This window comes from Segatella copri (genome assembly GCF_024330485.1).
GTDB lineage: Bacteria > Bacteroidota > Bacteroidia > Bacteroidales > Bacteroidaceae > Prevotella > Prevotella copri_L.
The window spans coordinates 108,241-121,481 of record NZ_JANDWX010000008.1 but is presented as its reverse complement, the minus strand read 5'-3'; the positions used below and the strand labels follow the sequence as shown (position 1 = coordinate 121,481).

Below are 13,241 nucleotides of genomic sequence, written 5' to 3'. Positions count from 1 at the left end.
TTCTTGATGATTTCTTCTGCTGGGAGCCCACTCTCCATATACTCTCGAACTATCATGATACGATCATCATCTGTAAAAGAGTAGCTATTCAACTCTACCTCACGGGTCTCAAACCAACCAGTGTCCTCATTATACACACGTTCAATTCTTGTCTTACGTTTCATTGTCACTTCTGTTTGTTCCTAAGTGACAACCTTTTTCAGGGAAGTACAACTACAAGAAACGATAGAGGCCAGAATGTTTGGTGGTAAAGCTATTATTATAATAGGTGCCAGACAAGTAGGAAAAAGTACGCTTTTCAAAATGATACTTGAAAAACGTACGGAACCTATATTGCAATTAAACTGTGATGAGCCAGAAGTAAAAGAAATGCTATCCCAGGTGAATAGCCAAGAACTAAAATTGCTCATTGGCAAACACAAGATTGTCATGATAGACGAGGCACAAAGAGTAGAAAACATAGGGCTAACCCTAAAATTGATTACCGACAACTTCCCTGAAGTACAATTACTGGTAACAGGCTCTTCCTCATTTGAATTACAAAACAAGCTCAATGAGCCACTGACCGGCAGAAAGTTTGAGTATCATCTCTTTCCATTGTCCACTGGTGAATTACTCGAATCTCAAGGCTTACTTACAGTAAAGCAAACACTAGAGAATCGCCTCATCTATGGCTCATACCCAGATGTCATCAATCATACAAAAGATGCAAAAGACATCTTGTACAATCTGTCCAATAGTTATCTCTATAAGGACTTGCTCACCTTAGAGAGTATACGCCGACCTGCATTGCTTAGCAAGCTACTCACTGCTTTAGCACTGCAAGTTACTAGCGAAGTTTCATACAATGAGCTGGCACAGACAGTAGGTACGGACAGCAAAACCGTGGAAAAATATGTAGACTTGCTAGAAAAATGCTATATCATCTTCAAGCTAAATGGTTTTAGCAGAAACCTGCGCACAGAACTGAAACGAGCCAAGAAGTTTTACTTTTACGACAATGGTATCCGAAATGCCATATTGCAAAACTTTGCGCCTTTGGCCCTTCGACAAGATGTTGGTGCCTTGTGGGAGAACTTCGTTATCAGCGAAAGAATAAAAGCTAACCAGTATGAAGGAAGATATGTAAACAGCTATTTCTGGCGAACCAACCAACAGCAAGAGATAGACTACATCGAGGAAAGCGACGGACAGTTTACTCTCTTCGAAATGAAATGGAATCCAAAGAGAGCAAATACTCAGTTTCCTGCTTCCTTCCTAAACACATACGATGTGAAGGATAAAACGATCATCACTCCCGAGAATTGGCTAGAGCACCTATAAGAAACAAAAAAGTCCTTTCACCTTTCATCTATCTGAAATGCAAGAAGATAGATGAAAGGTGAAAGGACATCTAAACAACAAAACTATTTTTATTTTATCACAAAACCTAACTACTTCATCACAATTTTTCTACCCTTGTGAATAAAGATTCCGCTTGTAGGATGGCTGACACGTACGCTAATACATCACGTCCTTCTCTGGGAAGCCAAATTAAAGATTTTGGCACGAAAACGCACTTTTTCTCGAAAAAAAAGTGAGAAAAAGTGCGTTTTCGTGCCATTTTAAGGAAAAATATCGTAATTTTGCAGTCGAACCAAAACATTAGAAGTATGAAAGCAGATTTAATAATCGGACGAGATAAAGAAAAGGCAGAGCTTCAACGTTGTATAGACTCAGATCGCTCTGAACTTGTTATCGTTTATGGTAGAAGACGTGTCGGCAAGACTTATCTAGTAGACGAATTCTTTGGTCGGAAGTACGACTTCACTTTCGTTGGAGGACACAATCTCCCCCAACGCACCCAATTGCGCAGTTTTGCCAAAGCATTAAAACAAGCCATGGGCGAGACATCAGCTCGCAAATTATCAGATTGGTTTGATGCCTTTGATGTTTTGGAAGAATATCTGTCATCCTTGCCAGAAGACCGCAAAAAGATAATCTTTGTAGACGAAATGCCTTGGATAGATTCCTTGCGTTCCGACTTCACCCCAGCATTTGAAAACTTTTGGAATGGATGGGCAGCCCGTCGTCGCGATATAGTTTTCATCGCTAGCGGTTCTGCCACATCATGGATGGTAGACAAGCTCATAGAAAACCAAGGAGGTCTGCATGCTCGCATCACTTGCCAGATATATTTACGCCCATTTACTTTGTATGAGACAGAACTATACCTAAAATCGCGGGGATGCTCTTGGGATTGCTTCCAGATAGCCCAATGCTATATGTTCTTTGGAGGCATTCCTTTTTATCTGAGTTTAATAGATCCAAGTCTTAGCCTTGTACAGAATATTGATGCCCTGTGCTTTAATAAGGGAGGGACACTAAGACAAGAATTTGACGAATTATATGGAGCCTTATTTACTCATGCAGACAATTACATCAAGGTGGTCAGGCTCTTGGCTAATCATAAAGGCGGCATGACAAATGCAGAAATTGCTAAAGCAGCCAAACTGGACGGAAAGAAGTTGTGCCAGATATTAAAGAATCTGGAGAGATGTGACTTCATCATGAAGTTCAGATATTATGGCAAGAAGACGCAAAACCGCCTATATAAGTTGACAGACTTTTATACCTTATTTTATTTAAAGTATATAGAGCCCAATATCGACTCCTTTGATGAGCAATGGTGGAGCAAGCATTATCTCTCTCACAGTGTTGAGGCATGGCAAGGTTTAACTTTCGAATTACTCTGTTTGTTCCATATCAGCCAAATACGCAATGCATTGAATATTGGTGGCGTGGCTAGCGAGGCTTACATTTGGTTTGACAAGGCTGACAAAACCAAGAATCAGAGAGGAGCCCAAATAGATCTCATCATAGAGCGTGCCGACCGAGTCATCAACCTCTGCGAGATGAAATTTAGTCAAGCCCAATACAAAATTTCAGCAGATTATGAGATAAAGCTGCGCAATAGGATGGAATTATTCAGAGACCGAACCCATTGCACAAAATCATTGGTAAATACCTTTGTCACAACATTTGGTGTTGCCAATGGCATCCATTCAAGTATAGTAAACAGCGAAGTCACACTAGACAATCTCTTTCAAGAATGACACATAGGAGAAAGAGAATATTTTCATCATTAAAAAAATGCAAAAAGGTCGGTCGTGTCTTCACGACACAACCGACCTTTATATTTCTTTACTTACATAGGAATTTTTCAACCATAGTCAACAGTTGTTTCTCTGTAAGATTAGCGATTCCGAGACTCTCTATAAGGGAAAACTCATTCTTGTTTTTGCTTATCACAAACTTCTTTTCCCTGCCATCTATCTTTGCACATAAATGAAAGTTGCCCTTGTAGGCTTGCTCTATATGTACATCAGTCACTTGATGACCATTAATCTCTACAGATAACGTCGGTTTATCATCTTCATACTCACCCCATTCTTTCAGATGAGAAAGGATGGTAGACTCCACTCTTCCTATCCATTTTTCATCCACTGCATATTTTACAGCCACAGTTCTAAATTGCAACAAAGCATTCTTTACATCATTAATCAGGCTTTCTGGCTTTCGAATACCATTATCGAATGCAAATTGCAAGACATCCTCTTTTGAAATATTACGCAGTTTGGACCTGATAAACATACAGTGGTCTTGATTGGGCTGCACTCCACCCATATTGAGGATATAGGTAAGATCATAAGCAGGTGATAACCGCCAATTACCCATCCTATCCATCATGAAGGAGAAGTTTTTGTTGTGATCATCAGTATTGTTTGCCAGCACGTTGAATATCATTCTTCTATAAACCTCTTCACAATCAGCCTCTGGCAAATGGAGCGACCTGCAAACAGAAATAAGTTGCTCATAACTATTTGCCTCAGGATACATAGCCGCCAAAGTTTGAGTATGAAGCTTCTTCCCATCTTTTCTATCAAATCTCTGCGTCATGAAGTGCTTGCTGCCATCAACCATCAAGAGTTCAGAATGCATCATATTGATGCCAGCCTTGACGGCAAGCTCGTAGTATGTCATTTCTAGTTCGGCAGAGTTGAAATCAGCATTTCCAAACTTCAACAAGTAGTAATCATATCCATCAAGATCCGAGATTTGTCCACTTCTTATCTCACCATCAGCCGAATTGATAGCAATAATAGCCTTAGGCTGCCTGCCACCTGCAGAAGTTCCCACAGTCAAGAGCGACTGCATGGTAAGAGATTCCTCTGGTAAAATCTGAGCCTCCTCTCGTTCAGTAAATATACGTTCAGCAAGTGCAACCAAGGAATTGACATCAATCCTCTCTGATTTCTTACTCCTCTCATACTCTGGGACAAACTCCAAAGCACCCATTCCTCTTCTACCGATAAATGACAACTTATCAAGAGGAGAAATTTCCGTATTGGAGAGATGATTCTGCTGTCTCCAAAGATCAAACAACTGATTGCCCCAAGAATCAGGCAATGAGTCAGCCAGGAAAGCAGGAAGTTTTTGATAAATTCTCTGTTCCTCTCCCCAAATAGGCATAAGTCCTCTATTGTTGCGTATGGATGCCCATAGAGGAGATATATCAATACCCCTATGCACAAAAGTTGGATTATAAGTGAAGTAGGACATTTGCCTTTTGTCGTCCCACGACAACCTACCAACTTCCTCATCCCACAAGATTACTTTTAAAGTCTTAACCATAAATCATTCGCTATTATCAGTGTCTAATTCTTTGTACCTTTTTATCTCCCTTGGTCATCAAGTAAGGGGATGGTGGCAATTCGGGCATTAAGTTATCAAGCGCATTGATCTGTCCCACCACCTTGAGCAAGAGAATCAATGTAGAAAGCGAAATGTTTCTAGCACATCCATTCTCAAACTTGTGGATAGTAGTCATACCAATGCCTGTCAGTTCAGCCACTTCCTTCTGTGTCAAATTGCATCGCATTCTGTATTCCCTAAAGCGATTTCCCAGCAATCTCACCAGTTCCGGAGTAGAATATTCATACAAATCTTTCATATGCTTAACTATCATTTAAGTAAACATTAAGCCATAAAATAGCCATTATATATCATTATAGTGATATTTAAGCGCAAAGATACAAAAAAGAAGTGATACAACCTCAAAAATCAGAATTATTTTTCATTTACTGACTCACATTTAACATATTACAAGACAAATGTTACAAAGCAAAAAGGTCGGTCGTGTCTTCACGACACAACCGACCTATCACGACTAACATCATTTCGGTTAATCCTTTATATGATAAAACCCAAAACTAATGTTTCTTTATATTAGATGGCGTGAGCCATAGGATAGGCTCACACCACAAATATTACTTAGCATCATTCTCATTCCAGTACTCAGGAGCACCAAGACCTGCTGCAAAGCCACCATAGGTGTGCTTGCGATAATAATCCAAATCCCAGAGGCCTACTGGCAAACCAGCACGCCAACCACTATTGGCAGGACTGTCAGTAGCACACCACTGGCAGATACCCCACTGCTGATTCTCAGGAACAATCTCAAGATACTTCTTGACGATAAACTCGTAGTAAGCACGCATTGCCTTGTGCTGTTCCTCGGTCATATCAGTAGTATTTACAAGGTTGCCGTTCTTATCCTCCAAGCCCATATCCAACTCAGAGATACGAACCAACTTATGTGAACCAACCATCAGGTTGAGCATGTTCACGTAAGCATCCTCTCTTCTTTTCTGCTCAGCAGGATCCATGCTGCATGAAACGTGCATCTGACTGCCAATACCATCAATCTTGGTAACGCCGTCCTTCTCCCACTCCTCAATCCAGTGAATCAAGCTCTTGAGTTTCTTGTTCTGGTCGTAAGCAGTTTCGAGGTTATAATCATTGATAAAGAGCTTCAACTCATCAGGATTTCCACCAGCATCAGCAAAGCCCTTGCGAGCTGCAGCTACAGCAGTGCGAACATAATCAAGGTCACCCAGGTAATCCTGCCAGTAGAAATTGTTCTTGGCATCATCGGCAGAAACTGTACCACGTGTGGCAGACTGGAGATCGTAGTAACCATCGCCATCCTTATCTTCACCACAAAGGGCCTCGTTTACAACATCCCAAGCCTTCACCTTGCCCTCGGTAGCTTCCATCATGCCGTAAATCCAATTCTGCAAAGCAGGAGTAAGTGCTTTCTTCTTTTCCTCATCTGTAAGAGGAATGGTATTTGAAGACTTCGTGTAGTAAACTTCAAAATCATCAATATAGAGGGTACCAGCATATTTACCGATATTCAGCAGCAGGCGCAAGGCATTGTCACCATTACATTTGGTAGTCACATCAACTTCCTTCCAATCAGTTGTAACCTTGATGGTAGGGAAGTCACCACAGCCTTTGTATCCGTCAGGATTCTGGAATCCAGCACCAAATTCACCAGCTACAGAACCCTTGATTTTCATCTTCAAGTGATAGGTTGTACCATTCTCGAAAGTGAAACCTGGTTCATAGTTAACTTGTGCATCCCAGGGGTTTTTCTTGGCTGCGTTGTTACCAACCTCACAAACACCATTTACAATCTTTGGCTTATTATCCATACCCCATCCACCAAGGTTCTGACCATCATCAAAGGTAAGATGCCCAACACTTACAGGGATTTCAACCACTTGACTTTCGGCCACTTCTTGAATTTCTGAAGTTACAGTATGCCAGGAATAAGGTTTATTACAAGGAACTTCGTCCTCTTTTATGTCACCATTTACGATCAAATTATTGGTAGAACCTTCTTCACAAAGACTCAAAGACTTGATGTCCAGTTCGCCGCCCAGTTTACCTGCAGCAAAAACAAAGTTCTCATAATTTGCTGTCGGAGTAAATTCAACGGTATATTCATTCCATTGAGTACCTACTGAAATCGAACCTAAACCTGCATCACCTGGAGCTCCCCATAGAATTAAGTCAAAAGGAGCAGTAGCTTTTGCATTCATTGTAAAGACATACTTTTTCCCTTGAGATAACTGAGCAGGGAAATATAATTGAGCATCCCAATGACCACCAGCCTTATTATTCTTAATAACCAAGCAACGTGTGACATTAGAAGAAGGAGGTAACTCCTTATCTGCAATCAGTCGCTTCAGATACTTGTTAGGCTGCTGTGAGTGCCATGCCAATGTATGACCATATACAGAAAGACCTGCATCGGTAGCATTCTTAACATATTCACTTACTTTATCAAAATTCATGCTACCATCATCAGCAACACAAGAAGACATCTTCATGGCGTTGCCGGCTACAGTCTCGTTAAAATTGCTGTTGGTCAAAGCATACACCAGTTCCTTCTTGTTATATTCATCTACAGTAGTTCCGATTCCGAGGTGGAAGTTTGGACGGTCCTTGATGTATTCCTTCAAGGCATCATATTGCTCCAGATAACCATACTGCGCTTCCTTATCAGGACGTACGGTCTCGAAATTCTGGTCGAAGTGGTCTGCACAAGAGGCCAAAAGCATGGCCCCGAGTGCAGATACTAATATTTGTTTATTCATAACTTATGCGATCATTAATTATTATAGGTATAAGAGAACTCCTCTAAAGTTACTCCACTACGCCACCAGACGAGTTTCTCGTTCAAACTCTTCTTTACACCATCAGCGAAGGTGATTTCGGCGTTGAGTTCCATCAGGTCACGATCCTTATTATTCCACGAATGGATACCATCGTCAGCCCAAGAGCCTGAGCCTGTAGCCTTAACACCTTCGGTGAGCGAAGTGATGGTACACTTTTCGTTGGCATCGAAGGTGAGCAGGAGGTCTGCCTTGTAGATGGTACTGCCCTCCTGGAACTCTACTGAATAAACAGAGCTGTTCAGGGTGCGGGTAGTAATCTGAACCTGTGAAGCCTTCTCGATGTTGTCGGTGCTTGTATTGTGATTTGTCAACCACCAGCCACTATACTTGTTCTGATACTTCACGCAGTACATCACGTAATCCTTAGGAGCTGTTTCCCAGATGGATGTATTGGTACGAGAGCCTGTAGCACCTTCTTTCAGAGTACCGGCAGAGATTCTGTCGAAGCCCTGCTGATCGGTCATCACCAGAGGAATCACGTAGGTATTCTTCACGGCATCAGGGTCGTTGAAGAAAGCATCAGTCAGCTGCACTACTGTCTCACCCGTCATTCCACCCTTGAAATCGAGTTTGTTGGTAGAAAGAGAGTAATATTCTGCAGGCATTGCCTTTACAGGAGTACCATCGGCAAAAGTAAGATGATCGCACAGACTGTTATCCACAGCTACGTTCACATAACCTTTTCTTCCATTGTAAGAGCCGGCAAAAGTTGCCTTGATTTTGCATTTATGCTCCTTATCGAGAGAGGTATCGTATTCATCATCGCCCAAGACGATGGTACGAACCGGACTCTGATAAACGAACATGGCAGTGGTTCCACCCTCGTAATCATCGAAAGCCTGGTCTCCATTCTCACATGCTGTGAAAGAAGCCATCAGTGTCAGAAGGGCTGCCACCATTTTGATATATCGTTTCATAATCATTAGTCTTTATTTATAATATTAGCCGTTTATTATTTCCAACCATCGTTCTGCTTGAGGTTGCTGTATTTCAGAATCTCAGAGTATGGGATAGGACCATAGTACATATAGTCTGAATAGTTGCGTTCCTCAGCGTCGAAAGTCTTGTAGATGTATTTGCCTGTTGTGGCATCTGTCGTGATGTTGATACCCTTGGCAGCCTCATTGAGTTTAGGGAGCTCAACCTTCCAGCGACGCAAGTCCCAGAAACGATGATTCTCGAAGCAGAGTTCCAAGCGACGCTCATTGCGAATCAACTCACGCATCTTGTCCTTGTTCTGTGCGCACTCTTCCAAGTATGGGTCTTCACCAAACTCACCAATGCCTGCACGCTCACGGATTGCCTTGATGACATCGTAAGCAGAATAGTTGGCTCCACCTACATTAGCCTTAGGACCCTGAGCCTCATTGGCAGCCTCAGCATAGTCAAGCAAGATTTCCGTAGTACGGATACGAGCTGACAGATGCTTCTGCTTGGTTGCAGAGCTTGGGTTGAGGTTCACATCAGGACGGAGCAACTTGCGGAGATAATAACCAGTCTTGGTTGATTTTCCGTTCTCCTTGTTCAAGCCATCCAGAGTTTTGGAATCGGCAGCTGTATTTACCACTCCATCAGTAGAACCGATTTTATCGCCATTTACAAGAATGTAGGCAGCGAGACGTGGGTCACGGTTCTGATAAGGATTCTTGGCATCGTATTCTGCATTAGCATCAGTAATAGGATAACCGTTTGCCATAGGGAACGCATCCACCAGGTTCTGGGTTGGATTGAGCTTACCGCTACCATAGAGCGAAGGAGGATAGTTATCTGTCTCCAGAGTGTTGCTTTCATCAACGTTTCCACGCCAGATAATCTCCTTAGGATTCTCGGATGTAGCACCCAAACCGTCTATGAGCGACTTATTGCAGAACCACTTCCATCCGTCAGGATCCACTGCATCCAAACCACCAAACTCGCTCAGGCAGTTGGCAGCATATTTGGCAGCATCCTCATAAGAGGCTACTTCGGCAGATTTATAAGCAGGAGAAGCGGCGAGGATGGCGAGCTGAGCCTTGAAAGCCGAGATGATGCGACCGTCAATCTTGCCACGATGGTTGGTACCGAAGGCACGATTGTACTCTGCATTGGTAGCACCCTTCTGGGCATACTTGGCAGGAACCTTATCCTCATCCACATCGGCATACTGCTCAGGCAAATACTTCAGAGCCTCATCAAAATCAGACATAATCTGATCGTAGCACTCCTTGAAGGAGTTACGTGGAAGATTGAAATCAGACTTTGAATCTTCTGAAGAAAGATGGATAGGCACACCCATCAACTGACCATCTACCATTCCGGCATGAGCACGGAGCAAGTACATCATGTGTAAGCCACGCAAAGCATAGGCATTACCCTTGTAGTTGTCGCAATACATCTGATTGAGAATCTCACTTGAGTAAGACCACTCAACCTTATCACAGTTTTCCAACATCAAGTTGCAGTACTGGATGGCATGATAACGTCCATCCCACTGTGAAACAGGGTTCATATTGGCAGCCCAAGAACCTGTAGCCATCTTCTTATGGTTGAAATAGTCGCCTGAGTTTTCGTTGGTGACAGCATCATCTGTAGCCACATCAGTATATGGAGAGGTGCTATATGGCAGAGCCAGGTAAGCATTGTCAAGAATACCACGGGCAAACGTAGGATCCTTATACATCTCGCTGATATCTTGGTTATTTTCCAAGGCAGGCTCAAACAGGTCGTCACAAGAAGTGAGCGATACTAAGACTGCACTTATCAATAATAATCTTGATAATTTCATAATTTTAATTCTTTAATTAATTCTAGAATGAAACCTTAGCACCGATGCTATAGAAGCGGTTCAATGGTGCCGAGCCTGAATTGTTAACATTCATATCCATGAGCTTGCGCTCCTTGGCTATGGTGAGCAGACTGTTGCCATTGACAAAGAGCTGAAGTCCGCGTACGAAACTCTTCATGAACATCGCCTTAGGGAAGTCGTAGCTCAACTGCACCTTCTGAAGGTCGATGCGGTCGGTAGAGTACATCCAGAAGTCTGATGTCTGATAGTTGTTCGTACCTGCCTCTGTGGTCAGACGTGGGAAGGTGGCTGTGGCTGCAGTCTCCTTGGTCCATCTGCCGCGCATCTCTGCTGTATATTTGGCGCTACCGCCCACCCAGAAGTAGGTGGAATTCTTCACGGCATGAGCACCGAAGTTTCCTGTGCCGAGCATGAAGAGGGTGAAGCCCTTATATTTCAGAGTGAGGTTCATACCGATAGTGGTAGGAGTTCCATACCAGCCACCCTTGCCCAGGTAAACCTGGTCCTTGCTATCGATAACGTTGTCGCCGTTCTGGTCCTTGTACTTCAGGTCACCCGGACGGATGGTTCCGCCGATAATCTGAGTTGGAGAGTTCTTAATATCATTCTCATCCTGGAAGAAGCCCAGGCACTCATAACCCCAGATGGCATCGAGTGGCTGACCCTGGCGATACTGATAGGTATCAGCATACTGCGAATCATCTCGCTTGGTTGCCTCGGTGGTGTAGTAAGTTACGTTGGCTCCTACGCCGAAACCGAAATCACCAAACTGCTTCTTGTAGTTCACAGCAAAGTCGAAACCGCTGCGCTTGTCCTCATTAAAATTAATGTAAGGAACAAAAGAAGACTCAGGATAGTAGCTGAACAGATAGCTAGGCACCTGATTGCGAGCCTCCAGAATTCCATTGGTCCACTTAGAGAGGAAGTAAGATGCATCGAAACTCAAAGCCTTGTTGAGCACCTCTGCATGAACCGTGGCAGAAATTTCCTTGCGGTGCAGGTAGCTGAGTTCGTCATTGCTACCACGCTTAGCCTGCATAGCTGAGTGACCGGCGCCACCATTCCAATCCCACCAGCCACCGCTCTGATAGGTTCCGAGATACATATAATAGTTATCAATGCCCAGATCGGTCTTCATATCGGTATAGCTTGCACTCAAAGTTAAGTCATCGAAGATGGAATTCTCCAAGAACTTCTCTTTAGACAAGCGCCATCCCAATGTAACGGATGGAGAGACACCCAATCGCTTGGCTGATGGCAACTTGGCAGACCAAGGTGTAGCCAGAGCAAAATCGGCATAATACTTATGATCATAGTTATAAGAGAGCTGCAAGCCCATGTTGGCGTTGCTCACCTTATGATACTCTGCTGACTTACTCTGCTGATAACCGTTGGCCACCAACATGGCACTTACGTTGTGCACACCGTTGAAGGTGCGGTTGTAATCGAAGTGCGCATTGAATGCGATGGTCTGGTTATCGGTAGAACCAGAGATATTCTGAGCACCCGATTTCTTGTCCACCGTACCATTGTTGTTCAAACCTACGATAACATCCTTGCCGTTGTAGTTAGCCCATGTAGGCTGGAAGGTGGCGTAGGAATTGTTGAACGATGTTGAGTATGCCGTAGCATAGTCGATGGCTACCATCGTGTGGAAACTCAAGCCCTTGAGTACAGAAGAGAGGTCGAAGTTCAAACCTGCATCAAACTGGAACTGACGGCTGTGATAGACATTGGTACCCGAAGCATAAATATCGCCGAACACGTTGGTGAGGTCGGCAGAAGAACCACCCAGGAAGTACTTGCCATCAATGATATTGCTGGTAGCCCCAATCATAGTCAGCGCCGACTTGGCATTAGGGTCAATCATTTCCACAGGAATCAGCGGAGCCACACGGTTAGGGCGGAAGGTGCGAGCCTGCTCCCAGTAGCTGCTATTGTTAGTGTTAGCCGACTTAGCCCCGTAGAAGGTGGCATTCGCATTTACGTAGGCATTGATGGTGCTGCTCAAGGCGAAATCCACATTACCTCTTACATTGAATCGGTCGGTATAGTTCTTCTTAGCCTCGCCGAAGTTCAAGTTGTCACCGTTGCGATAGTAACTCACGTTGGCATAGAAGCGCGCCTTCTGGTTGCCGCCTTCTATTTCGGCAGAAACCTCCGAGCGGTTGAACGCCTTCTTGATGTAATCAGAAGAATAGAAGTCTACGCTAGGATAGCGATATGGATTCTTTCCGGATGCATAGTTGTAGATGGTCTCTGCAGAATATGGCAGGTTGTTTACATCACCACCATCATTCAGGAAAGCCTCATTGTAAAGGCTCATGTACTCAGCCGAACCGAGATACTCTGGAAAAGCCTTGGCTACGTTCCAGCCCGTATTGGCATTCACCTTAACAGACAAGCCATCGCTAACCTTGCCACGCTTGGTGGTAATGAGAACCACGCCATTGGCAGCCTTGCTGCCATAGAGTACTGTGGCCTGGGCACCCTTCAGGAAAGAGATATCCTCAATCTCGTCGGGGCGAACATTACTGGCTTCACGTGGCACACCGTCGATGAGGACGAGTGCATTGGAATAACCCCACATACCACTGCCATTATAACCGGATACATAACCCTGCATATTGTCAAGGCTGTAGGTATTATAGTTTTTCTCTGTCAATTCTCTGACGTTGACGGTGCTCACACCACCGAGCACATCGCTCTGGTACGCCTTCTTGAACGCCACGTTAACCATTGCGCTATCAGCAGATTCCTGAGCCGAAGCAGGCAACTGTGCCAGAAGTGCCGTAACCACTGTCAGAGCAGAGTATATTGTTTTCTTATTATTTTTCATATATAATATGATTATTTCTAAGTTTATGCTTTTTATATATCACATCTCC

8 protein-coding genes are annotated in these 13,241 nt (G+C 43.7%); 2 read left to right on the top strand and 6 right to left on the bottom strand.

What is annotated here, in order from left to right:
* Nucleotides 1-237: 237 nt before the first annotated feature.
* Nucleotides 238-1,323: an ATP-binding protein gene (locus NNC77_RS06900; RefSeq protein WP_254970303.1), complete on the top strand. Its 1,086-nt coding sequence runs from the start codon at nt 238-240 to the stop codon at nt 1,321-1,323.
* Between the two features lie 329 nt (nt 1,324-1,652).
* A complete protein-coding gene (locus NNC77_RS06895) occupies nt 1,653-3,095 on the top strand; it encodes an AAA family ATPase (RefSeq protein WP_254970302.1) in 1,443 nt (480 codons plus the stop codon).
* A gap of 88 nt (nt 3,096-3,183) precedes the next feature.
* On the opposite strand, the gene NNC77_RS06890 is transcribed toward NNC77_RS06895, so the two are convergent.
* From NNC77_RS06890 to NNC77_RS06865, 6 genes are all read right to left on the bottom strand, one after another.
* Nucleotides 3,184-4,674, bottom strand: a complete 1,491-nt coding sequence (locus NNC77_RS06890) for a type II toxin-antitoxin system HipA family toxin (RefSeq protein ID WP_254970301.1) — start codon at nt 4,672-4,674, stop codon at nt 3,184-3,186.
* 16 nt (nt 4,675-4,690) lie between these two features.
* Nucleotides 4,691-4,993: a helix-turn-helix domain-containing protein gene (locus tag NNC77_RS06885; RefSeq protein ID WP_117695549.1), complete on the bottom strand. Its 303-nt coding sequence runs from the start codon at nt 4,991-4,993 to the stop codon at nt 4,691-4,693.
* Between the two features lie 316 nt (nt 4,994-5,309).
* Nucleotides 5,310-7,487, bottom strand: a complete 2,178-nt coding sequence (locus tag NNC77_RS06880; RefSeq protein ID WP_254970300.1) for an endo-1,4-beta-xylanase — start codon at nt 7,485-7,487, stop codon at nt 5,310-5,312.
* A 14-nt stretch (nt 7,488-7,501) separates the two neighbouring features.
* Entirely contained in the window at nt 7,502-8,485 is a 984-nt protein-coding gene (locus tag NNC77_RS06875) for a DUF5627 domain-containing protein (protein ID WP_254970299.1), read from the bottom strand.
* 35 nt (nt 8,486-8,520) lie between these two features.
* Nucleotides 8,521-10,332, bottom strand: a complete 1,812-nt coding sequence (locus NNC77_RS06870) for a RagB/SusD family nutrient uptake outer membrane protein (RefSeq protein WP_254970298.1) — start codon at nt 10,330-10,332, stop codon at nt 8,521-8,523.
* A 22-nt stretch (nt 10,333-10,354) separates the two neighbouring features.
* The gene (locus tag NNC77_RS06865) at nt 10,355-13,192 is read right to left on the bottom strand and encodes a SusC/RagA family TonB-linked outer membrane protein (protein WP_254970297.1); all 2,838 of its coding nucleotides are present in this window, start codon (nt 13,190-13,192) and stop codon (nt 10,355-10,357) included.
* Nucleotides 13,193-13,241 lie beyond the last annotated feature (49 nt).